Raw genomic sequence first — 21,658 nt, forward strand, 5'->3', positions numbered from 1 at the left:
GTCAGAACCGTAGCGACAGGACGCCGTCGCGATCGGTGACGTGCACGGACCGCCCGATCGGCGACCGCGCCGGGGTGTGCGCGAAGGCGGACAGCGCGGCCGCCTCCTCGGCGCCCGTGTGTCCGGCGAGACGCCGGCCGTCGGGGGTGTGCGCGACGACGAAACCCGTCGCCGGGGCGCCGTCGCGGCCGTACTCCACCGTAGAGGTGACGATGCCGGCTCGGCCCTCGTACCCGGCGACGAGTTCCGGTGCCTGCGCTGTGAGTTGCGCAGGCTCCGGATCGCCGACGTATCCGACCGGATGCGGGGTACTTGCGAGCAACACGACGTGCTGGTACGTCAGATAGCCACCGTTGCCGTGGACCAGGGCCGTTCCCCCGTCCTCCCGCAGCCTGCGGGTGACCTCGGCGATCGAATGCAGCGTGTAGCTGTTGAGGGGGCCGCCGAAGAAGGAGTGGCCGCCCGTCACGCTCGGCACGACGTCGCCGCGCAGGCCGAGTGTGCGGGTCAGGAGCTTCGGCACCACCGGGAAGCAGCTGTAGGCGTCGACGATGTCCAGTGCCGAGGCGTCGACCGCGGCCCGCGACAGCGCCTGCTGCACCGCGTCCGTCATCGCCGCCGAAGTTCCGAAACCGTTGCGGCTCAGTATGTCCACGGGATCGGTGGCACCCGCGCCGCCCCACAGGTACACCGTGCGGTCCTCGGGGACGCCGTGGTCCCGGGCGACGGCCAGCGAGCACACCAGCACCGCAGCGGCCTGATCGACGAACGGCATGGCATTGAGCATCAGCGGGTACGGTTCGCACACCATCCGGTTGCCCGGACCCACCGTGGCAATGTCCTTGGCGGAATACACCTCGGACGTCCACGACACCGGGTTCTTCGCCGCCAGTTCGGAGAACGCCGAATACATCCGCGCCGACTCCGTCAGCGACTCGCCGGGGCCGAGACCCGACTCGTGTGCCACGCGGTTCTCGAACAACGGGTACACCCGGGTCGGCACGATCAGCCCGGCGCGCTGCATCGCGGGGCTCCCGAGGTCTGCCGGGTCGAACGCGGGCGGGCCGCCCGGCGCCGACTCCCAGCCCAGCGACGCGGGATCGGTGCCCGACTTCCGGAGCGCCGTCATGGTCGCCTGCGCCTCGCCGCCGACGAGGAGCGCCGCCGACGACCGGCCCGCGGCGATGTCGTCGCCGATCCGGTCGAGGAGTGCCGCGGGCCAGTGTCCGCCGATCGGGGACGTGCTCGACCGCGGTGACGGCAGCGTCAACCGCGCGGCCAGCAGTCCGGGGAGGTCGTCGTACGACCAGCTGACGGTCTTCACCGCGTGGATCGCGTCGATCCGGCAGCCGAGGGCGGGGGATCCGCTGTCGACGATGGCGGCGCGGGCGGCGTCGGTGATCAGGTCGAGCGGTTCCCGCGGGCCCGCCGGTTCGCCCGCGCGGCCGGAGCGGACGTCGCCGACACCGACGATCACCGGTATACGGGCCGGATCCATGGAGTCCCCTCTCGTGTGACCTCTCGGCGTCACGGTAGCGCGGGATGAGGTATCTGTGGAGGCGGGGTCACAGCAATCGCGTCCGGGGTTCGGTGCGGTCGGCGCATCCCGCGCGACCTGCGACGGCTTCGATTACTGAAAATGCTGTGCGGCAAGGGGATTCGAAGACCGCGGCTCCGAGTGCGCTCTCGGGCCCGCGCTACTGCCAGGTGAGGGTTGCCTAAGGTAGTGTGGAGTGTGTGCTGGAGCGCAGGCCATGCAGTCATTTCGTAACCTTTTCGTGTCCCGGATCACGGCCTGAATATGCATGATCCGGGCAAAACGGGGGAATCCAACGCGAACCTGCAGATTCTCGGACTAATCTGCAGTCCAGGCTTTGCATGTCGCTGCACAGGAGGCGGGGGTCATGGATCTCGAAGCGATCAAACAGATCGAGCAGCTCAAGCACCGTTACTCACGTGCACTCGACACGAAGTCGTGGGTGGAGTTCGCCGACACGATGGTCCCGGACGTCACCGCGACGTACAGCGAATACCTCACGTTCGACTCCCGTGACTCGTTCGTGTCCTTCCTCGAGAACACCCTCGGGACACACGTCATCACCGAGCATCAGTGCGGCCAACCCGAAATCACCGTCACCGGCGACACCGCTGTCGGCGTGTGGTTCCTCGCGGACACCACGCTGATTCCCGAGGACGGCATGCTGCTGCGCGGGTCTGCCTACTACCACGATCGTTACCTTCGGTGTGCCGACGGCAACTGGCGGATCACGCACACCGGATACGAACGCACGTGGGAATCGGTTGCGGCGCTGTCCGATTTCCCGAGTTTCCGGCTCACTTCCAACAAGTGGGCGATGTTGCAACCTCCGGCGTCCGCCTGAGGGGGCACACTGGGACTCGACGCATCACGGACACTGGGAGGTGACGACGTTGCCGGAAGTCCCCGTTCCCGGCGCGCTGCCGTACCTGACGGTGCGGCGCGGTGTCGAGGCGATCGAGTGGTATTCCAAGGTGTTCGGCGCCCAGGTGGTGGGTGAGCCGATCGTCATGGACGACGGCCGGGTCGGTCATGCGGAACTGCGGTTGCCGACCGGCATGATCTATCTGGCGGAGGAATTCCCCGAGATGGGTCTGACCGCGCCGGAGTCCGGTTCGACGTCCGTCAGCCTGATGTTGTCCGTCGACGACCCCGATGCCGTGCTGGTGGGTGCCCGCGACGCCGGCGGCACCGTCGAACGCTGGATCTCGGAGGGCCACGGGCACCGCAACGCCACCCTCATCGATCCGTTCGGTCATCGCTGGATGCTGGTGGGTCCTGCCGAGCCGGCCGTGTCCGACTGAACGATCCGGCCGCGGCTAGTGTCGGCTCATGCCGAACATGCCGACTGCACCCGACCGCTCGACGTTTCCGGACACGCGCGCCTGGATCCGCGCCCTGCCGGCACTCGGCGGCGCGACGCCTGCGCCCGTCGACACGATCCCGGACTCACCGACCGCGCTGTTCCTCGACTGGATCGAGCAGGCCGTGGAAGCCGGTGTTCCGGAACCGCACGCCGCTGCGCTGTCGACCGTCGACGCCGACGGAAATCCGGACGCGCGTTTCCTGCTCCTCAAGGACGTGACGGAGCAGGGCTTCTGGTTCTCGGGCGACACCCGCTCGCCGAAGGGTCGCGACCTGGCCGCGAATCCCGTTGCGGCACTGTCGTTCTACTGGCGCGAACAGGGCAGGCAGGTGCGGGTGCGCGGAACCGTGGTCGAGGGCGATCCGGCGCTGTCGGCACGCGACTTCCGCGAACGGTCGGTCACCGCGCGGGCCGTGGCCGCCGCCAGCAGGCAGAGCGAGGTGCTGGACGATCCCGCCGACTACGAACGCGCGGTCGAGGCGGCGGTGACCCGCATCGAGGCCGACCCCGACTTCGTGTCGGAGACCTGGCGGGCATGGTGCATCGTCCCCGACAGTGTCGAGTTCTGGCAGGCGGACGCCGGGCGCAGGCACGTGCGCCGGCTCTACCGCCGCGAGGCGGACCGGTGGATCCGTGAGGTGCTGTGGCCCTGACGGCGGCAGGGGTCAGCGCGCGGTCGAGGGCGAACGCAGGTCGACGACGATCGACTGGCCGTTCAGCTTGGCGTGGATCTCGGGGCGTTCGAACCCGGCCGCGACGAGGTACTCGCCGAGCAGCGCCAGCAGTTCGTCGGCGTCCACGGTGGGATCGGCGGAGTGACTGCTCGCCGACGCGAGGTGCTCCTCGAGCAGTTCGGTGTGTGCAAGACGGCCCGCGACTCGCACGGCTGCCACTCCCATCGCGTTGCGTCGCATGACGGTGCGTCCACGAGACTCCAGCGACGCCGTCGTGTCGGAGGACTCGGCCGGCTCGTCGGTGCTGTGCGAACCCGAGCTGCGCGTGGGCAGCGGGAAGGTGAACGTCTCGGCGGAGCTGGTCGTGGACTTGCCGTTGCCGTTGCTGCCGCCGGTCAGTCCGCCCGTGCCCGGTTCGGCGAAGGGGGATCCCGTCGCCGGGCTCGTGCCCGATCCGTTCGTGGAAATGCCGTTCTCCATCGTTTCGCTTCCTGCTCGTGGCCAAACGGGTACCGCGCAAAGCCCGTCAGTGTGCTCGATTCGATCTGAAAGCTACCAGCAGCGTCGGGCGGGCCGCACACCTCGACGGCGCACGACACGGCCCTGTCGCCGCCGGACTCTCGGCAGCGCCGCGTCAGCGGACCCCCTCCGCCCGCAATTCCCGGGCCCATGCGGAGGCGTGCCTCGTCAGCACACCGGCGATCCGCTCCAGCTCACCCGGGTACGACGCGACCTCGGCGGGCATGGACACGCTGAGGGCGTCGGTGGCGGGGATCCGGTAGGGCACCACGGTGGCGATGCACACCACGCCGACCGTGCCCTGTTCCCGTTCGAGGGCCCACCCGCGGTTGCGGACCTCGCCGAGTTCGGTGACGAGGTCGTCGAGGTCGACGATGGTGTTGTCGGTGAACCGTTCGAGTTTGGCGGGAAGCAACTCCCGGACCTCGCCGGTGGTGAGTTCGGCGAGAAGAGCCTGCCCGAGTGCGGTGACGTGGCACGGCAGTTTGCGGCCGACGCGATGCATTCGCCGAACCTCGACCTTCGATCCGCGGCTGGCGAGGTAGATGACGCTTTCCTCGTCGCGTCGCGCGAAGTGCACGGTGTGGCTGACTTCCGACCGGAGCGCCTCGAGCACCGCCGCCGCCCTCGACACGACCGAATCCTTGTCGAGATACGACGTGCCGGTGAGCAGCGCATGGGTGCCGATGCCATAGCGCGAACCCGACTCGTCCGCCTCGATCCACCGCAGATCCTTGAGCGTGCGCAGGAGGGCGTGCAGACTCGAGCGCGGATATTTGCACGCTTCCTGCAGCTCGCCGAGACTCATGCGGGTCGGCGACGCGGCGAGCGTCTCGAGAATGTGGATGGTGCGTTCGGCGGACTTGACCGGTTGGGATTCCGGGGCCGCCCCACGCGTGTCTTCTGTCACCATGAAGACACTATCTCTCATTCTGAACGCGATATCACCTACTGACCCAGGTCCGGCGTCGGCGAGGGGTCGCACTCAGTACTCCGCGACGAGGTTGGCCGCGATGTACTCCAGATCGATGTCCTCGCCGAGACCCGGTCGCTGTGGCATCGCCACCATGCCGTTCTCGTCGACGGGGTCGACGATGGACTTCAGGTGCGGCGGCACCCAGTCGTAGTCGACGTGCGGGTGCAGAAGACCGCGCTCGTACCACTGGACGTTGTTGGCGGCGCCGACGAGCGCGAGATTGGGTGCGCCGTTGCCGTGGATCTCGCACTCGAGACCGAATCCCTCGGCCATGTGCATCGTCTTCAGGGCCGGGGTGATCCCACCGCCGTTCATGGCCCCGACGCGCAGGATGTCGCACGCGTCGTTCGCGATCCAGTCGGCACGGGACCGGTGCCTGCCCGGCGTCGTCTCGGGCCCGATCACCGGGGTGTCGATCTGGTCGGCGAGCCACTTGTACGAGCGCAGCGAGAACTCGTCCATCGGCTCCTCGAACCAGTCGAACTTCAGCCGGTCCAGTTCGCGCCCGAGTTTCAGGGCGTCGGTGCGTGAGTACCAGTGGTACCCGTCGAGCATCAGCGAAAAGTCCTCGCCCACGGCGTCGCGGACCGCGGCGCACGCGTCGATGTCCCGGCTCAGGCTGGGGGAGTCCGGAAGCGGAGGCATCCAGGTGTGCAGTTTGATGCCCTGGTAGCCACGCTTCTTCAGCTCGACGGCGAAGTTCGCGTAATCCTCCGGGGTGGCGAGGCCGCCTTCGATGTCGTCCCCGCACATGGTGCTGGCATACGCCTTGATCTCGGTGCGCGCGCCGCCGAGCAGTTTCCACACGGGTGTATCGAACTTGTTGCCCGCGAGGTCCCACAGCGCCTGGTCCAGATAGCTGCACGTGTGTTCGGGAAGCTCGACCGCCCGCGTCCGCTGCCGGATCGCCCACTTCTTGTCCGCGGCCTCCCGCGCCAGCGGGTCGGAGCCGATGAGGACGGGCCGGAAATGCTGCTCCACCTGGTCCTGGCGAAGGTAGTTCGGCTTGCCCAGGACGTACCCGCTGACGCCGTCGGAGTCGGTGATCCGCAGGAGTGCCCCGGTCGTCGGCACGGACGGGCCGGGATGGCGATGACCGTACGAGTCGACCGAGGTGCGTGCCTCCGTCTTGAAAACCTGCACGGCGACTTCTGTGATCACGCTGGACATGATGATTCGCTTCCTCTTCGAAATGTCTTATTTACCCTGGCGGGCAACGTACTTGGCCATGGAGCGGTCGAGCTTCTCGGCGAAGTCGTCGGCGAAGTCCTGCGCGCTGAGCTGCCCGATGAGCACCTTCTGCCACTGGCCGAGCATCTGCACCTGCACGATCTTGCCGAAGTCGGGCAGGTAGTCCGGCGGCGTGACCAGCACCGTTTTCGGGTCGTCCAGTGCCGCGAGCGCGGCCTGCACCGACGGCATGCTCTCGAACTCCGGGGCCGTGCGGGCCGCCTTGTTGACCGGGATCTGCCCGACCCGCTCGTTCCAGTACGCCTGCGATTCCTGGGACGTCATGAACTCGAGGAACTTCCACGCCGCGGCCTGGTGCTTGCTGCTCTTGAAGACGGTGTACGACGGGAACGGGTCGGTCATGACGGTGCGCTTTCCGTCCTCGTTCCGCGGCAGGGCCACGGCGCCGGCCTTGTCGCCGAGTGCCTTCTCGTGGTTGCTCAGTGAGCCGAGGTTGTGCTGCATCATCGCGACGGATCCGCCGCCGAAGCTCGCGACCATCTGCGGGAAGCCGTTGTTGACGTCGGCGGTCGGGGTGGCGACGTCGTAGAGCGCGGCGAAGCGTTCGATGGCGTCGACCATCTCGGGACGGTTCAGCGTCGACTCGCCGTCTTCGAAGACACTCTCGATTCCCGTGCTGGCGAACATGTACTGCAGCAGGGGGTAGATCGATCCGGCGCCGCCGCGAATGGTGAATCCGTAACGGCCGTCGTCCTTGTCGGTCAGATCCTTCGCGGCCTCGAAGAATTCGTCGTAGGTGTCCGGCGGTTCGATCCCGGCCTCGGCGAACCAGTCGGCGCGGTACCAGAGGGTGGCGTTGTTGCTGGTGTACGGGAGACCGAACAGATGCTCGCCACCGCCGGATTCGCGTGCCGACTCGAGAATTCCGGCGTCGTACTCGTCGCGCTGCGGTGACGCCGCCATGAAGTCGTCGAGTGAGATGACGGCGTCCTGGGCGACGAGCGGGGCGAGGTAGGCGGTGGAGACGATTCCGAGATCCGGTGCCGAGCCGCCTGCGAGCGCGGTCTGGTACTTCTGCTGGGCGCTGTCCGACGGAAGGCCCACGTACTGGATGTCGATGCCGGGATTCGCGGCCTCGAACCGGCGGATCAGCTCCTCGTACAGCGGAGTGCGGTCCGGTCCGGCGTTGTTGTCCCAGAACGTGAGCTGGGCGTTGTTCGGATCACCGAGGGTGCCGTCGGGCAGCGAGGTCTCGGAACTGCAGGAGGCGAGCACGAGCGTGGCCGCCGCCCCGACCAGGGTGGAGCGCAGGAGCGTTCGCCGGTTCATGTGGATCCTCTTTTCGAAAGTCATGATCAGCCCTTGACGGCGCCGGCGCTCAGGCCCTGGACGAGGTACTTCTGGATGACGGCGAAGACGGCGACGACCGGTACCGCGGCGATGAGACCGCCCGCGGCGAGAACTCCGAAGTCGACGTTGTAGGAGCCGATGGTGTAGCTGAGGCCGACCGGCAGCGTGAATTTGTCCTGGCTACTGATGAACATCAGGCCGAACAGGAAGTTGTTCCAGCTGCCGATGAAGGCGAACGATCCGACGGCGATCAGGCCGGGCCGCAGCAGCGGCAGCATGATGATGCGGAACGCGCGCAGGCGTGAGCAGCCGTCGACCATCGCGGCTTCCTCCAGTTCGACCGGGATCTGCGCGATGAAACCTGCCATGAGCATGGCGGCCAGCGGAAGCTGGAAAACGGTGTCGGCGACGATGAGTCCCGTCAGGTTGTTGACGAGGTTCATCTCGCGGAACACCTGGAACAGCGGGATGAGCAGCATGGCGCCGGGCACGAACTGACTGCACAGCAGGGCCATCACCAACGGGATCTTGGCGCGGAACTTGAAGCGGGCCAACGCGTATCCGGTGGCCAGCGCGACGAAGGTGGTCAGGACGAGCGACAATGCGGCAACGATGAGGCTGTTCTTGAAGAAGAAGCTGAAACCGAGGGTGTTCCACACGGTGTCGAAGTGCTCGAACGTGAGGGGCCAGGGGAGCATCGAGTTCGATCCGGCGGGCCGGAACGCGAACACGATCATCCAGTAGAACGGCACGAGTGTGAACAGCAGGTACAGGGCGAGCGGCAGTCCGACGCTGAACAGGCGCGGCTTCTTCGTGCGCACCCGCAGCTTCCCGGCGGTGTCCGGCTCGGGCAGCACAACGGTGGGGCGATCGGTGGTGGTGGTCACGGCGGTCAGACCTTCTCACTGTTGAACTTGCTCAGGCGCAAGTAGAGGATCGAGCAGAACAGCAGGATCACGAATGCGACCGTGGTGAGTGCCGAGCCGTATCCGAAGTCCTGGGCGGTGGTCGCGAGTTGTGAGACGTACAGCGGGAGCGTCGTGGTGACGTCGGCGGGGCCGCCCGCCGTGAGGGTGTAGAGCAAATCGACGTTGTTGAACTCCCACACACCACGCAGCAGCGTCGACAGGATGATGACGGCCTTCAGGTGCGGGAGGGTGACGAAGCGGAACCGCTGCCAGCGGTTGGCGCCGTCCACGTTGGCCGCCTCGTACAGGTCCTTGGGGGCGCTCTGCAGTTCGGCCAGGATGAGGATCGCGAAGAACGGCACACCGCGCCACAGTTCCGCGACGCCGGTCGCCCAGAATGCGGTGTCCGGATCGGCGATGGGCGCGGCAGTGCCGTCTCCGATGCCCATGTTTCCGAGAAGTTTGAACAGGCCCGTGGACGGGTTGTAGATCAGCAGCCAGATGCCGGTGGTGAGGACGCCGGACACCGCCCAGGGGGAGAACACCAGGGCGCGTGCCAGGCCGCGGCCCCGGAACACCTCGTTGACCAGCAGTGCCAGTCCGAGGCCGAGGATCAGCTGGAACACGACCTGAAATCCCACCCATTTCGCGGTGGTGACCAGGCTCGTCCAGAAGAGGGAGTCGGCGAACATCAGCCGGAAGTTGTCGAGGCCGGCGAAACCGTTGTCCCACGGCGTCGTCGGGTTGTAGTACTGCAAGCTGTAGTAGAAGACGCTGCCGACCGGGTAGAAGATGAAGACGGCCAGCAGGATGACGACTGGCGCGATCAGGATGTAGGGCGCTGCGGCCCTGCGCCAGGCCGGTCTGCGGCGAATGCGACCGGGAGAGGCAGGCGCCGCCGCCGCGGTCCGCCCTCCTGGCCTGGGGGAGGTGGTGGTGGTGACCATGGTGCACGCTCCGAGGTTCGGTGCCGGTCGTGCCGGCGGGTCAGGGGATTGTGGCTACTGCTGCTGTCGCGAGATCACGGGGGTGGCGCGTCAGCGGGGAAGGTGATGGGAACGAACGGCCTCCGGCCTTCCGGAGAGCCCGGTGTGTCGGGCTCGGGTGGCGGCGTGTCCGTGTCGTTCATGTATGTGAACTCACGTTCTCTATGTGAATTGTCGAACTCACTATGACGGCAGTCACAAGGTCCTGTCAAGCGTGATGGGCTAGACGTTGCGGAGGAGCCATTCGGCTGCCTCGGCCTGCATTTCGGCCGAAAACCGGTGCCCGCCTGCGGACCACCGCGACGTCAGCGCATCGGACCCGTCGTACGCGCGCCGCAGCAGGCTCTCGGAGTCCTGCATCCCCTGCAGGCCGAAGTGCGAATCGTCCCGTGCGAACTGGACCAGCAGCGGCCGCGGCGCAGTGCATGCGGCGACCTCCGGCCAGTCGCACACCGCCGGCAGGCCCGGCGTGATCATCAGCCACGTCGTGTCGTCTGCCCTGCCGTCCGCGACATCGGCAAAAGTGCTCATCATCGCGGTGATCACCCCTGCCCGCGGGCGTGTCGAACACGCCAGCAGGTGTGCGACGCGAGCCCCGCCGCCCGAGAATCCCGCCACGGCCACTCTGTTCGGATCCACGCCGTCGGTGGTGAGGAGAACGTTCAGCGCCCGCAGGTCCTCGGCGACGACCTTGCCGGCGAGCGAGGTGCCGGTCAGGGTTGCTGCCTTCGCGAGGCCGTTCTCGTGCTCGCGGGCAGCCGCCTCGTATCGGCGCAGGCGAACACCGGGGGTGTCGGGCCCGGGTGGGCATGCGGTGAACCCCGCCGACCTGGCGCGGTCCGGCAGTTCCGGCCAGGTCACGCGCCTGCTGCCCCAGGGAAAGACGTCGTGCACGAGTACGACGAAACCCGCCTGCACCAGCCCCGTTGCGACGGCCAGGCCGTCGTACCCCCGTGCCCGGAGTTCGGCGACGCCCGGTGGGACTCCGTCGGGGCCGTCGGCGACCTTCTCCTTGCCGTAGAACTTGACGCCGTCGTGGGCGTGCATCAGCAGGATCGCGGGACGCGCCGCGGACTCGGCGGGCCGGTCGGGGCGCAGGAGCCAGGCCGCGGTGTCCGGACCGTCATCGGCCGTCCAGGTGAGTTCGCGACCGGCGACGCCGTCTCGGGTCCACGACCTGCCGTACCGCACGTCGGGGGTGAGCGCCGTCTGTTCGTCGGTCACTCCGAGGACGTCGCGAACGGCGTCGCGGCGCCGATCGCCGGGGGCCGATCGTGGACAGTGGGGTGAAGGGTGTGTTCCCATGTGTGAACTCCGTCTTGTCTACCGAATTCTGTTGCCAAATTTTCGAGGGGTTTCACATGTCCGAAAGAACCGTCGATCGCATCGTCGCGCACGCCTATCCGTGGGACGTGCTCGGCGATCCGCACTTCGTCGACCGTGCGCGCGCCCTCGGGGTCGGCGAGATCTCGCTCGCCGCCAGCTATCACTCGACCCGCGCCGCGACGCCGCTGCATCCGGCGCACAAGGTGGTCGATGCCCATCACGCCGCGCTGTACCGCCCCATCCGGTCCGCCGCGTGGGACGGCCACACCGTCACGGCCAGGGCGGCGACCTGGGCCGGATCAGAGGATGCGTTCGCGGATGCGGCTCGAATCCTGATCGACGCCGGCATCGAGGTGAACGCGTGGATCGTGCTGTCCCACAGCACGGTTCTGGGGCATGCGCATCCGGACGCCACCGTCGTCAACTGCTTCGGGGACCGCTACCCTTACGCGCTCGCGCCCGGGCACCCGGACATCGTCCGCTACGCCCGCACCCTCGCGGCAGAGGCGGTGCGCGGCGTCGCCCTGCACGGTGTGTCGATCGAAGCGTGCGGACAACTGGGTATCGCGCACGTCGGCCCGCACGAGAAGACCGATGGTGCCTATCCGGGCATCGGTGACACGCTGATGTCGATCAGCTGCACCGAACGGGAACGGGCACTGTGGGCGGATCGGGGCGTCGATCCGGACAAGCTGGCGGCCAAGCTGCGTGCCGGTGTGGATGCGCTGACCAGGGGCACGCTCGCTCCGGATGCCGTGATCACCGACGTCCTCGACGTAGCGGAGGGCGAGGCCGTGCTGTCCGTGCGCCATGCGGAGGCCGACGCCCTCCGGGGTGCGGTGCTCGGCGCCGTGCGGGCCGAGATTCCGTCGGCCCGCGTCACGCTGCACGGCCATCCGAACCCCTGGAAGACAGGGCCTTCGCCTGCGCTGACGTCTGCCGCTGCGGAAGACGTCGACGCCGTGCTCGTCTCGGCGTGGCCGGGAACCGCGGAGACCGTCGCCGTCACGAAGGAAACGCGGGCGATCGTCGGCGACGCCGTCGACGTCGGGGCCTACGTGTCGGTGCTGCCGCCGAAGAACCTCGACGACGTCAGCGGCCACGTCGCGGCCACGGTCGCGGCCGGAGCCAACGAGCTGCACCTGTATCACCTCGGGTTGGTCAACGCGGTGCAGCTCGACGCGCTGGGCCGCATCATCCGCGACTTCTCGGTCTGACGCATTCGAGGTGGGCGCCCGCGGCGCCCACCTCGGGACGTCACCGCATCCGCTGTCCGAGCGGGTGGTCGCAGAACGCCCCGCCGACCCGCTGAAGGATCGGGTCGTCGAAGGTCCACTCGTGGTCGGCGAGGAACTCGTCCGCGAACACCTCCGCGTCGTCCTGGGGCTCGTAGCCGATGGCGGCGCCTTCCGCTGCGGACCACCAGCTGCGGGTGTTCCGCGAGATACCCCACACGGTGTGAAATCCCTTGGCGGAGTCGGACAGTGCCGCTTCGATCAGGCGAGCGGTGTCGGCCGGCGACATCCAGGACGCGAGCCCGCGGTAGTTGGGCGGGCGGTCGAAGCTCGAGCCGATGCGCAGGTTGACGACGTCGATGCCGAAACGGTCGTGGTACAGCCGGCCCAGTGCCTCGACCGCTGCCTTGCTCCAGCCGTAGAACCCGTCCGGGCGCGGCGGAACGTCGCCGGGCAGCGGGTTACCACCGGCCTCCGCGTGCGTCCAGAAGCCCACTGCGTGGTTGCTCGACGCTGCGATCACGCGCGTCACGCCGTGCGCGACGGCGGCCTCGAACACCGCCTGGGTGCCGTCGACGTTGACGGACAGAATGTTCTCCCACGAGTCCTCGGTGCTGAGTCCGCCCAGGTGGAGCACGGCGTCGACGCCGTCGACCGCGGCGGCCACGGCGGCGCGATCGGTGACCGAACCCGGTACGTACTCCTCGTGTCCGAGGTCGATGTCGGTGATGTCGGCAATGTCGAACAGGCGGAGGGTGCGGCCGGGCTTGCGGAGCAGTGGCCGCAGCATCTTGCCCATGTTTCCTGCGGCGCCGGTGATCAGCAGACGCGAGGCGGTGTCGGTCATGTCTTCTCGTACCTCTCTGGGAGTAACGCTTGTAATGCACATCACGGTAGTACATACTTCGAAACGAAGTCACTACCTTGGCTGATATTCACGTATGTGAACAACATATGGGGTTAGGCCGTCTACTTCACACTCCCACTCGGATCGTCCGGCACGTTCCTGCCGGTGAAGGGACCTCCACCATCATGGCAACAGTCGCATTCCACGGCGTCACAAAATTGTTCCCCGGCGGCGACAAGGCCGCGGTCGACCACCTGGACCTCCACATCGAGGACGGCGAATTCCTCGTCCTCGTCGGACCCTCCGGCTGCGGGAAGTCGACGTCCCTGCGCATGCTCGCCGGACTCGAGGACGTGGACAAGGGCACGATCGCCATCGGCGGCAACGACGTCACCGAGTTCCAGCCGAAGGACCGTGACATCGCCATGGTCTTCCAGAACTACGCTCTCTACCCCCACATGACGGTGGGGGAGAACATGGGCTTCGGCCTCCGGATCGCCGGCGAGGACAAGGCGGAGATCAAGCGGCGTGTCCAGGACGCCGCCAGGATCCTCGACCTCACCAAGTTCCTCGACCGCAAGCCCAAGGCCCTCTCCGGGGGTCAACGGCAGCGGGTGGCCATGGGGCGCGCCATCGTTCGCAAACCGCAGGTGTTCCTGATGGACGAGCCGCTGTCCAACCTCGACGCCAAGCTCCGCGTGCAGACCCGTGCGCAGATCTCGGCGCTGCAGCGCAGGCTCGCCACCACCACCGTCTACGTGACGCACGATCAGGTCGAGGCCATGACGATGGGTGACCGCGTCGCCGTCCTCAAGGACGGGGTGCTCCAGCAGTGCGACACTCCGCGCCGCATGTACGAGCACCCGAACAACGTGTTCGTCGCCGGGTTCATCGGCTCGCCCGCGATGAACCTGCTCGAACTTCCCCTCGTCGACGGCGGTGTCAGCTTCGGCGGCTCCGTGGTCCCCGCTCCGCGTGCCGCGATTGCCGGGATCGGGGAACACTCGGTCACGCTCGGTGTGCGTCCGGAGGATCTCGCGATCACCACGGGCAGCGGGCTCGACGTCACCATCGACGTCGTCGAGGAACTCGGCGCCGACGCATACGTGTACGGCCAGGCGGACATTCACGGGCGCAGACAGCCCATCGTCGTTCGCGCCGACGGCCGCATCCCACCGAAGCGCGGCGAGGTGATCACGCTGTCGTACGCGGCCGAGCGCACCCACCTGTTCTCCACCGTCACCGGTGAACGACTCGTCGACTAGCGGCGACCCCGCCCTCTCCCGACGGACACCCGACCACATCGATCAAGGAGCAAGACCATGCTCGACGGAGTTCTCTTCTTTCCTGTCACCCCGTTCGACGACAACGGCGACGTCGATCTGCCCGCGCTGACACGGCACATCGAATCCGGCGTCGCGGCCGGACCGGGTGGAGTGTTCGCCGCGTGCGGTACCGGCGAATTCCACGCGCTGTCCGCGGCCGAGTTCCGGACCGTCGTGGAAACGGTGGTCGCGGCCACCGGCGGCCGGGTTCCCGTCTTCGCCGGCGCCGGAGGGGCGCTGCCCGTCGCGAAAGAGTTCGTGGCCGCCGCCGCGGACGCGGGAGCCGACGGCATCCTGCTCCTGCCGCCCTACCTCGTCGGAGCGCCTGCCGACGGCCTCGTGGAGTACGTGAGGCAGGTGTCGGAGTCGAGTGACCTCCCTGTCATCGTGTACCACCGCGCGAACGGCCAGTTCACCGAGCAGAGCGCTCTCGCGGTCGCGCGACTGCCGAAGGTCGTCGGGTTCAAGGACGGCGTCGGCGACCTCGACCTGACGTCGCGCATCGTGCGCACGCTGCGGGATTCTCTCGGCGACAAAGAGTTTCAGTTCTTCAACGGCCTCCCGACGGCCGAGGTCTCGCAGCAGGCCTACCGGAGCATCGGCGTCACCCTGTACTCGTCGGCTACGTTCGCGTTCGCCCCGGATGTGTCGCTCGCCTACTACCGGGCGCTCGAGGAGGACGACACCGAACTGGTCGACTCGCTCAACCGCGAGTTCTTCCATCCGCTGGTCCGGCTCCGCGACCCCACCCCCGGATACGCGGTCGCGCTGGTGAAGGCGGGCGTGACGTTCACCGGTCTCGACGCCGGTTCGGTGCGGGCTCCGCTCGTCGACGCCAGTGCCGAGCACCGGTACGCATTGGAGCAGATTCTGGCAGCGGGGCGGAAGGTGCTGGCGCAGTAGATCTTCGATCATCGGCGAGTCGCGGGACCCGCCGATGATCGAAGAGCGTGTGCACTAGTCGGCGGCGGCGACGAGGGGTTCGAGCGTGAGGTCGGGCAGTTCCTTCTGGATGTACTGCAACCGCCACTTGTCGCTGACGAGGGCCAGCATCACCCCGTCCGAGCGGGTGAACACCTCGACACCGCGCTGCCGGTTCAGCTCGTCGGCCGATTCGGCGTCGGTGCGCCGCGCCAACGCGTAGCCCAGCGGTTCCATCCGGGCCTCGACGTTGAACTCGGCCTTCATCCGCGCCGCGACCACCTCGAACTGCATGGGGCCGACGGCCGCCATGACGGGCGAGGCGTCGCCGCGCAGGTCGTTGCGGAGGATCTGCACGACACCCTCGGAATCGAGCTGATCGACGGCCCGCCGGAACTGCTTGTACTTGCCTGCGCTCTCCGCCCGCAGGATGGAGAAGTGCTCCGGCGCGAACGAGGGGATCGGCGGGAACTCCACCTTCTTCTCGAAGAACAGAGTGTGGCCGGGGGCGAGTGCGGTGGCGTTGACGAGTCCCACCACGTCGCCGGGGTACGCCGATTCGACGGTCGAACGCTCACGGCCGAACACGGTCTGCGCGTACTTCGTCGTGAACGGCTTACCGGTCTGGGCGTGGGTGACCACCATGCCGCGCTCGAAGACGCCCGACACGATGCGCATGAACGCCAGCCGGTCGCGGTGCGCGGTGTCCATGCCTGCCTGGACCTTGAAGACGACCGCGCTGAACGGGTCGGCGACGTCGCGGGGGGTGCCGTCGACGTCGTCGCGGGCGCGCGGCGGCGGCGCCAGCTCGACGAGCGTGTCGAGGATCTGGCGGACACCGAAGTTGAGCATCGCCGACGCGAAGATCACGGGCGACGTCTGACCGCCGAGAAACAGCTCCTGGTCGTGGTCCTGACCGGTGGCCGACAGCAGTTCGCTCTCCTCCGCGGCGGTCTCCCACTCGGAGCCCTCCTTCGCGAGGGCGGCGTCGGCGTCCATGACCTCTTCGGGGGCGATCTTCGCGCCACCGGCGGTGCGCGTGAACCGGATGTACTCCCGCGGGGCACCGTCCTCGCCGCGCCGGAGCAGGCCCCGGAAATCGCCGGCGATCCCGACGGGCCAGTACAGGGGAGTGGGGGTGAGCCCGATGCGTTCCTGGATCTCGTCGAGAAGCTCCAGCGGCGTCTGGCCCGGCCGGTCCCACTTGTTGATGACGGTGATCACCGGGATTCCGCGGTGACGGCACACCTGGAACAGCTTCAGCGTCTGCGGTTCGAGACCCTTCGCGGCGTCGATCAGCATGACGGCGGCGTCGACCGCGGTCAGGACGCGGTACGTGTCCTCGGAGAAGTCGGAGTGGCCGGGCGTGTCCACCAGGTTGATCACGTTGTCGACGGGCTCGTCCGCCGACGCCTCGGTGGAGCGGTAGTTGAACTGCAGGGCGGTGGAGCTGACCGAGATGCCGCGGGCCTTCTCCATCTCCATCCAGTCGGACACCGTCGACTTGCGGCCCGCCTTGCCGTGGACGGCGCCCGCCTCGGAAATGACCTTCGCGTGCAGCGCGAGCGCCTCCGTCAGCGTCGACTTACCGGCGTCGGGATGTGAGATCACGGCGAACGTGCGGCGACGCGACGCCTCGGCCCGGACACCCTTCTCGGATTTCCCCTCCGATGAGGCGGATGCCTCGGATTTCTCCACCGATGAGCCGGACGCGGCGGCAGGCGCCGCCTCGGCTGGAATGGTGTCGGCCGAGTCGGACGGGGTAGTCAACGAAGAACCTCTCGGGGGACGGGATGCGTGCGGGAAGGCCGTGTGGCCGCATACCAGGTTACTCGGGTGCCGAAGACGAACTCGCAGCACAGTCACATCGACGGGCGCACAGCCAGGGACGAGTAACGATCGACGGCCGGTCACGTATTAATCAGTGAGTCGTCGGGGCGCTCCGGAGTTCACCGTTTCTGCTTTCGGACACCCGTATGTGCAGGAGGAAGACAGTGAGCAAGTTCACCGACGAGATGTACGCGACCGCGGCGAGTAGCACCCGTGGTCTCAACACGGGTGAGCCCGACGCGCCACTGCGACAGCCGTGGGGCGAGATCCACAAGGCGGCGCGCCGCATGGCGGGCGCGCTGGCCGACGCCGGCATCGGCCACGGCGACGCCATCGGCATCCTCGCCGGTCAGCCCGTCGACATCGCACCCTCCTGCCAGGGCGCCTGGATGCGCGGCGCGTCCGTCACCATGCTGCACCAGCCGACCCCGCGGACCGACCTGGCCGTGTGGGCCAAGGACACCGAAACCGTCATCACCATGATCGAGGCCAAGGCCGTCATCCTCGGTGCGCCGTTCGACGCCGCCAAGCCGCTGCTCGAGGAACGCGGCATCACCGTCGTGACGGTGGCCGAGCTGAACGAGGGCACGCCCATCGACCCGGTCGAGACGTTCGAGAGCGACATCGCCCTGCAGCAGCTCACGTCGGGGTCCACCGGTTCGCCCAAAGCCGTGCAGATCACGCACGAGAACTTCTACACCAACGCCTACGCCATGATCGACCGCATCAAGTTCTCCATCGAGGACGACGTGATGATCAGCTGGCTGCCGCTGTTCCACGACATGGGGATGGTCGGATTCCTCAGCGTGCCCATGCAGGTCGGCGCAGAGGTCGTGAGCATCACGCCGATGGACTTCCTCCGCACGCCGCTGCTGTGGGCGGAACTGATGGGCAAGTACAAGGGCACCGTCACGGCCGCCCCCAACTTCGCGTACTCCCTGCTGGCCCGCCGCCTCAAGCAGGCGGAGGACGGCGCCGTCGACCTCAGCACCGTCCGGTACATGTGGAACGGTGCCGAACCCGTGGACCCCGACACCATGAACGCGCTCGCCGAGGCAGGCGCCCGGTTCGGGCTGAACCCGTCCGCACTCGCCCCCGTCTACGGAATGGCGGAGACCACCCTCGCCGTCTCCATCCCCGATCCGGACCAGGGGCAGGTCCTCGACCGCGTCGACCCGGACCTGCTCGAGGCGATGCAGCGTGCCGTCCCGTCGCACAAGCCGAACGCGCGCGCCCTCGCCACCCTCGGGAAGATGGTGCCGAACCTCGAGGGACGCGTCGTCGACAACGAGGGGGAACTGCTCCCGACCCGCGGCGTCGGCATCATCGAGGTCCGCGGCAAGGCGGTCACCCCCGGATACATCACCCTCGACGGGCACAAGCCCGCGCAGGACGCGGACGGCTGGCTGAACACCGGCGACGTCGGCTACTTCACCGAAGAGGGCCTCGTCGTCGTGTGCGGTCGCGTCAAGGACGTCATCATCATGGGCGGCCGCAACATCTACCCCACCGACATCGAACGGGCCGCGGGCACCGTCGCCGGAGTGCGGCCCGGCAATGCGGTGGCCGTGCGCCTCGACGCCGGGCAGAAGCGGGAAAGCTTCGCCGTCGCGGTCGAGACCAACGACTACCAGGACCCCGAAACGGTCAAGCGCATCGAGCACGAGGTCGTGCACGCCGTGTTCTCCGAGGTCGGTGTGCGACCCCGCACCGTCGCCGTCCTCGGCCCCGGCAGCATCCCCAAGACTTCGTCGGGCAAACTCCGCCGCGCCACGTCCGCGAATCTGGTGGGGTAGGCCCTTCGGGCTCGTGCGCCTTTTTGGTAGCTGGGACGACCAGAAAGGCGCACGGGCGCGAAGCGCCTAATGCAGGCGGTTCTGCGCGGCCTCGAGCCCCACGCGCAGGACCAGTTCGACGGCGTCGGCGGATTCCTCGCAGACGAGGTCGAGTTCCTTGCGTTCCACCGACGAGAACGGCTTCAGCACGTACGACGCCGGATCCATGCGGCCGGGGGGACGGCCGATCCCGACGCGGGTGCGCAGATAGTCCTTGGTGCCGAGTGACTGCGAGATGGACCGCAGTCCGTTGTGCCCGCCCTCGCCGCCGCCCTGCTTGAGGCGGATGGTCCCGAAGTCGAGGTCGAGTTCGTCGTGGATGACGACGATGTTGCCCGGGTCGACGGAGAAGAAGCGGGCCAGCCCGGCGACGGCGGAACCGGACAGGTTCATGAACGACCGCGGTTTGGCGAGGATCGTCGGCCGGCCCTCGAGCCGTCCCTGGACGATCTCGGCGCCGCTCTTCTTGTGCGCGCTGAACTTGCCACCCATGCGCGCGGACAGCACGCCGGCCACCATGAAGCCGACGTTGTGCCGGGTCTTCTCGTACTGCGGTCCGGGGTTGCCCAGACCCACCACCAGGGCGGTGTCTTCACTCACCGACAGGGTCCTTCCGTGCGTGAGGGGGTCGTGTCAGACGACAGCGGCGCGTCACCCCGGGACAATCCGGGACGACGCGCCGCCGACATCAGTGCGGTTGCGAGAGGATCAGCTCTCGGCGCCCTCTTCGGCCGGAGCCTCGGCGGTCTCGGCCGCGGCTTCGCCGGTCTCCTCTTCGAGGTCGGCAGCGGTCGGGGCTGCGACGACGTTCACGATGAGCAGTTCCTCGTCGGCCTGCAGGGTCGAACCCTTGGGCAGCTCGAGCTGGTTGGCCAGGATCTGGGTGCCGACCTCGAGGCCCTCGACCGAAACCTCGATCTGCTCGGGGATGTGCAGCGCGTCCGCTTCGAGGGAGATGGTGGCGGCGTCCTGCGCGACGAGGGTGCCGGAAGCGGCTTCACCGGTGACGACGACGGGGACGTCGACGGTGACCTTCTCGCCCTTCTTGATGACGAGGAGGTCGGCGTGCTCGATGTAGTTGCGGATCGGGTGAACCACGACCGACTTGGTGAGCGCGACCTGCTCCTTGCCCTCGATGTCGAGGGTCAGGATGGCGTTGGTGCCGTGCGCGCGCAGGATGGCGGCGAAGTCGCGGGAGGGCACGTTCAGGTGGCGGGGATCCTCACCGTGGCCGTACAGGACTGCGGGGACCTGGCCGTCGCGGCGTGCGCGGCGGGCGGCGCCCTTGCCGAACTCGGTGCGCACGGCGGCTACGAGGCGATTTTCGTCAGACATGGTGAAACGGCTCCTACAACTCACGGTGGTAACTGGCGGGCGGTTCGAGTCGGCGAGGGACGAACGCGCGACGGCCAGGAGCGAAACGCTCGAGCAGAGCCGTAGCCGCGTCGATCACGGTGAGCCAGCCAATTGGAACTTTCTGGTTCACCCTCGCCGAGACAACTTATAGAACTCTACCGGATGGGCCGCTGACCTGCTAATCGGGTGTCCTCCGGCGGGTGGCGCGGCCACCACGGTCCGGCGGCGGGCAGTGGTGTGGCTCACAACGCTGCGGGTAGCCTCGGCGTTGTGAGCACTGAACGTCCGACCGCCGACCGGCTGACCGCAGTGGCGACCGGTGTGGATCTGCCGCGGCATGCGCGGCTGCTCAGCCAGGTGCACGACGCCGTGCTCTCCGGGCAGCGGCCACCCGCGCTTCCGCGGGACGTGGTGGCTCGGTCGTGGTCCCGTCTGCAGGCGGGCGGTATGAGCCCGGACCACTGCGCGGACGTCGAGCCCGCCGATTTCTCCGAGATCGAGGCGCGGCGCACCCGGACGGCGCTGCGCACCGTGCTCCCGGAGTTGCGCAGCACGCTGACGCAGGTCGCGGAGGACGCGAATTTTATCGTCGTCATCGCCGACGCCGACGGTGTCCTGTTGTGGCGGGAGGGTTCTCGCGGGGTTCGGAAAGCGGCCGACGCGCTCGGGTTCACGGAGGGTGCGCGCTGGGCCGAACAGGCCGTGGGCACCAACGCGATCGGCACGGCCCTGATCGAAGATGCTGCGGTGCAACTGTTCTCGGCCGAACACTACGCGCCCACGCACCACGGCTGGTCCTGCACCGGGTCGCCGGTGCACGACCCGCGCACCGGCGAGATCCTCGGCGTGGTCGACATCAGCGGGTCGGCGATGTCCGTCCACCCGACCACCGTCGCGCTGGTCCGCACCGCGGTGCGACTGGCCGAGGCGACGTTGTGGCGTGAGCACACGGCGCAACTGGACAGGCTGCGCGGCCGGGCGGCACCGCTGCTCGCGTCGGCGGGAGGTCCGGCGCTGGTCGTCGACAAGCACGGGTGGGTCGCGGAGGCGAGTGGCATCGCGGCGCCGGAGCGCGTCGCGCCGCCGAGCCTCGACAAACCGCTACTCGTCCCGGGCCTCGGGTTGTGTGTGCCCGAACCGCTCGGCGACGGCTGGCTGGTGCGCCGCCGCGTCGACGGCGCGGCCATCGAACTGGAACTCGACCTCGGCGATGCGCCGCAGGTGACGGTCCGCGGCGACGTCAACTGGACGCGGGCGCTCTCGCCGCGGCACGCCCAGATCCTGCGGGTGCTGTCGGCGGCCGGAACGGCGGGCGTCGACGCCGCCTCGCTCAGTGAAGCGTTGTTCGGCGACCGCGACCACGTGGTGGCGGTCCGCGCCGAGGTCTCGCGTCTGCGCAAGAATCTCGGCGCGGTCCTGAGCACTCAGCCGTACCGGTTCGCGGCCGGTGTGACGGTCCGGCGCGTCGGGTAGGTT

Annotated in this window: 20 protein-coding genes; 8 read left to right on the forward strand and 12 right to left on the reverse strand. The window is 68.1% G+C overall.

Annotation, left to right across the window (positions count from 1 at the left end; all coding sequences use genetic code 11):
• Position 1: 1 nt before the first annotated feature.
• Positions 2–1,498 (reverse strand): acetyl-CoA acetyltransferase, encoded by a 1,497-nt coding sequence (locus tag CA951_RS28435; RefSeq protein ID WP_087560024.1) that lies wholly within the window; start codon positions 1,496–1,498, stop codon positions 2–4.
• Positions 1,499–1,904: 406 nt separating this feature from the next.
• Between CA951_RS28435 and CA951_RS28440 the strand changes: the two genes are divergently transcribed.
• Genes CA951_RS28440 through CA951_RS28450 form a run of 3 tightly spaced genes read left to right on the forward strand, consistent with a single transcriptional unit; the run spans position 1,905 to position 3,556 of the window.
• Entirely contained in the window at positions 1,905–2,381 is a 477-nt protein-coding gene (locus CA951_RS28440) for a nuclear transport factor 2 family protein (protein WP_015889488.1), read from the forward strand.
• 40 nt (positions 2,382–2,421) lie between these two features.
• Complete coding sequence (locus tag CA951_RS28445; RefSeq protein ID WP_179220331.1) at positions 2,422–2,841, forward strand: glyoxalase/bleomycin resistance/extradiol dioxygenase family protein; 420 nt, start codon at positions 2,422–2,424, stop codon at positions 2,839–2,841.
• A 37-nt stretch (positions 2,842–2,878) separates the two neighbouring features.
• Entirely contained in the window at positions 2,879–3,556 is a 678-nt protein-coding gene (locus CA951_RS28450; RefSeq protein ID WP_087560112.1) for a pyridoxal 5'-phosphate synthase, read from the forward strand.
• A gap of 12 nt (positions 3,557–3,568) precedes the next feature.
• Here the strand turns inward: CA951_RS28450 and CA951_RS28455 are convergent, their stop codons facing one another.
• The 7 genes from CA951_RS28455 to CA951_RS28485 form a co-directional block, all read right to left on the reverse strand.
• Positions 3,569–4,057 carry a hypothetical protein gene (locus CA951_RS28455; RefSeq protein WP_087560025.1) on the reverse strand — a complete coding sequence of 163 codons (489 nt, stop codon included), beginning with the start codon at positions 4,055–4,057 and terminating at the stop codon, positions 3,569–3,571.
• 154 nt (positions 4,058–4,211) lie between these two features.
• Positions 4,212–5,009 carry an IclR family transcriptional regulator gene (locus CA951_RS28460; RefSeq protein ID WP_087560026.1) on the reverse strand — a complete coding sequence of 266 codons (798 nt, stop codon included), beginning with the start codon at positions 5,007–5,009 and terminating at the stop codon, positions 4,212–4,214.
• 72 nt (positions 5,010–5,081) lie between these two features.
• Positions 5,082–6,242, reverse strand: a complete 1,161-nt coding sequence (locus CA951_RS28465) for an enolase C-terminal domain-like protein (RefSeq protein WP_087560027.1) — start codon at positions 6,240–6,242, stop codon at positions 5,082–5,084.
• Positions 6,243–6,269: 27 nt separating this feature from the next.
• Entirely contained in the window at positions 6,270–7,592 is a 1,323-nt protein-coding gene (locus CA951_RS28470) for a sugar ABC transporter substrate-binding protein (protein ID WP_256974117.1), read from the reverse strand.
• 26 nt (positions 7,593–7,618) lie between these two features.
• Entirely contained in the window at positions 7,619–8,500 is an 882-nt protein-coding gene (locus tag CA951_RS28475; protein ID WP_087560029.1) for a carbohydrate ABC transporter permease, read from the reverse strand.
• A gap of 5 nt (positions 8,501–8,505) precedes the next feature.
• Positions 8,506–9,468, reverse strand: coding sequence for a carbohydrate ABC transporter permease (locus CA951_RS28480; RefSeq protein WP_087560030.1), 963 nt, complete (start codon positions 9,466–9,468; stop codon positions 8,506–8,508).
• A 261-nt stretch (positions 9,469–9,729) separates the two neighbouring features.
• Entirely contained in the window at positions 9,730–10,812 is a 1,083-nt protein-coding gene (locus CA951_RS28485; RefSeq protein WP_087560031.1) for a hypothetical protein, read from the reverse strand.
• Positions 10,813–10,868: 56 nt separating this feature from the next.
• Here CA951_RS28485 and CA951_RS28490 point away from each other — a divergent pair, with 56 nt between their 5' ends.
• Positions 10,869–12,050 (forward strand): hypothetical protein, encoded by a 1,182-nt coding sequence (locus tag CA951_RS28490; RefSeq protein WP_087560032.1) that lies wholly within the window; start codon positions 10,869–10,871, stop codon positions 12,048–12,050.
• Between the two features lie 40 nt (positions 12,051–12,090).
• Here CA951_RS28490 and CA951_RS28495 read toward each other — a convergent pair whose 3' ends face one another.
• A complete protein-coding gene (locus CA951_RS28495) occupies positions 12,091–12,915 on the reverse strand; it encodes an NAD(P)-dependent oxidoreductase (RefSeq protein ID WP_087560033.1) in 825 nt (274 codons plus the stop codon).
• A 185-nt stretch (positions 12,916–13,100) separates the two neighbouring features.
• Here CA951_RS28495 and CA951_RS28500 point away from each other — a divergent pair, with 185 nt between their 5' ends.
• Together CA951_RS28500 and CA951_RS28505 are read left to right on the forward strand one after the other, a co-directional pair.
• On the forward strand, positions 13,101–14,180 hold the full coding sequence (locus tag CA951_RS28500; RefSeq protein ID WP_087560034.1) for an ABC transporter ATP-binding protein: 1,080 nt from the start codon (positions 13,101–13,103) through the stop codon (positions 14,178–14,180).
• A gap of 57 nt (positions 14,181–14,237) precedes the next feature.
• Positions 14,238–15,143, forward strand: a complete 906-nt coding sequence (locus tag CA951_RS28505; RefSeq protein WP_087560035.1) for a 5-dehydro-4-deoxyglucarate dehydratase — start codon at positions 14,238–14,240, stop codon at positions 15,141–15,143.
• Positions 15,144–15,197: 54 nt separating this feature from the next.
• Here the strand turns inward: CA951_RS28505 and CA951_RS28510 are convergent, their stop codons facing one another.
• Positions 15,198–16,931 (reverse strand): peptide chain release factor 3, encoded by a 1,734-nt coding sequence (locus tag CA951_RS28510; protein ID WP_087560036.1) that lies wholly within the window; start codon positions 16,929–16,931, stop codon positions 15,198–15,200.
• A gap of 224 nt (positions 16,932–17,155) precedes the next feature.
• On the opposite strand from CA951_RS28510, the gene CA951_RS28515 reads away from it, so the two are divergent.
• Positions 17,156–18,787, forward strand: a complete 1,632-nt coding sequence (locus CA951_RS28515) for a fatty acyl-AMP ligase (RefSeq protein WP_087560037.1) — start codon at positions 17,156–17,158, stop codon at positions 18,785–18,787.
• Positions 18,788–18,853: 66 nt separating this feature from the next.
• Here CA951_RS28515 and pth read toward each other — a convergent pair whose 3' ends face one another.
• Both pth and CA951_RS28525 read right to left on the reverse strand, forming a co-directional pair.
• Positions 18,854–19,426 carry an aminoacyl-tRNA hydrolase gene (gene pth / locus CA951_RS28520; protein ID WP_087560038.1) on the reverse strand — a complete coding sequence of 191 codons (573 nt, stop codon included), beginning with the start codon at positions 19,424–19,426 and terminating at the stop codon, positions 18,854–18,856.
• 108 nt (positions 19,427–19,534) lie between these two features.
• Positions 19,535–20,161: a 50S ribosomal protein L25/general stress protein Ctc gene (locus CA951_RS28525; protein WP_087560039.1), complete on the reverse strand. Its 627-nt coding sequence runs from the start codon at positions 20,159–20,161 to the stop codon at positions 19,535–19,537.
• A gap of 291 nt (positions 20,162–20,452) precedes the next feature.
• Between CA951_RS28525 and CA951_RS28535 the strand changes: the two genes are divergently transcribed.
• Complete coding sequence (locus CA951_RS28535) at positions 20,453–21,655, forward strand: GAF domain-containing protein (RefSeq protein WP_087560040.1); 1,203 nt, start codon at positions 20,453–20,455, stop codon at positions 21,653–21,655.
• The last annotated feature ends 3 nt before the right edge of the window (positions 21,656–21,658 follow it).

Origin of the sequence: Rhodococcus sp. NCIMB 12038, from assembly GCF_002165735.1 — a bacterium.
In the GTDB taxonomy this organism is placed as follows: domain Bacteria; phylum Actinomycetota; class Actinomycetes; order Mycobacteriales; family Mycobacteriaceae; genus Rhodococcus_F.

Excerpts from the sequence above, each read along its gene's own strand:
- CA951_RS28435 (WP_087560024.1), bottom strand. The coding sequence starts at position 1,498 with ATGGATCCGGCCCGTATACCGGTGATCGTCGGTGTCGGCGACGTCCGC.
- CA951_RS28440 (WP_015889488.1), top strand. The coding sequence starts at position 1,905 with ATGGATCTCGAAGCGATCAAACAGATCGAGCAGCTCAAGCACCGTTAC.
- CA951_RS28450 (WP_087560112.1), top strand. The coding sequence starts at position 2,879 with ATGCCGACTGCACCCGACCGCTCGACGTTTCCGGACACGCGCGCCTGG.
- CA951_RS28455 (WP_087560025.1), bottom strand. The coding sequence starts at position 4,057 with ATGGAGAACGGCATTTCCACGAACGGATCGGGCACGAGCCCGGCGACG.
- CA951_RS28460 (WP_087560026.1), bottom strand. The coding sequence starts at position 5,009 with ATGGTGACAGAAGACACGCGTGGGGCGGCCCCGGAATCCCAACCGGTC.
- CA951_RS28465 (WP_087560027.1), bottom strand. The coding sequence starts at position 6,242 with ATGTCCAGCGTGATCACAGAAGTCGCCGTGCAGGTTTTCAAGACGGAG.
- CA951_RS28470 (WP_256974117.1), bottom strand. The coding sequence starts at position 7,592 with ATGAACCGGCGAACGCTCCTGCGCTCCACCCTGGTCGGGGCGGCGGCC.
- CA951_RS28480 (WP_087560030.1), bottom strand. The coding sequence starts at position 9,468 with ATGGTCACCACCACCACCTCCCCCAGGCCAGGAGGGCGGACCGCGGCG.
- CA951_RS28485 (WP_087560031.1), bottom strand. The coding sequence starts at position 10,812 with ATGGGAACACACCCTTCACCCCACTGTCCACGATCGGCCCCCGGCGAT.
- CA951_RS28490 (WP_087560032.1), top strand. The coding sequence starts at position 10,869 with ATGTCCGAAAGAACCGTCGATCGCATCGTCGCGCACGCCTATCCGTGG.
- CA951_RS28495 (WP_087560033.1), bottom strand. The coding sequence starts at position 12,915 with ATGACCGACACCGCCTCGCGTCTGCTGATCACCGGCGCCGCAGGAAAC.
- CA951_RS28500 (WP_087560034.1), top strand. The coding sequence starts at position 13,101 with ATGGCAACAGTCGCATTCCACGGCGTCACAAAATTGTTCCCCGGCGGC.
- CA951_RS28505 (WP_087560035.1), top strand. The coding sequence starts at position 14,238 with ATGCTCGACGGAGTTCTCTTCTTTCCTGTCACCCCGTTCGACGACAAC.
- CA951_RS28525 (WP_087560039.1), bottom strand. The coding sequence starts at position 20,161 with ATGTCTGACGAAAATCGCCTCGTAGCCGCCGTGCGCACCGAGTTCGGC.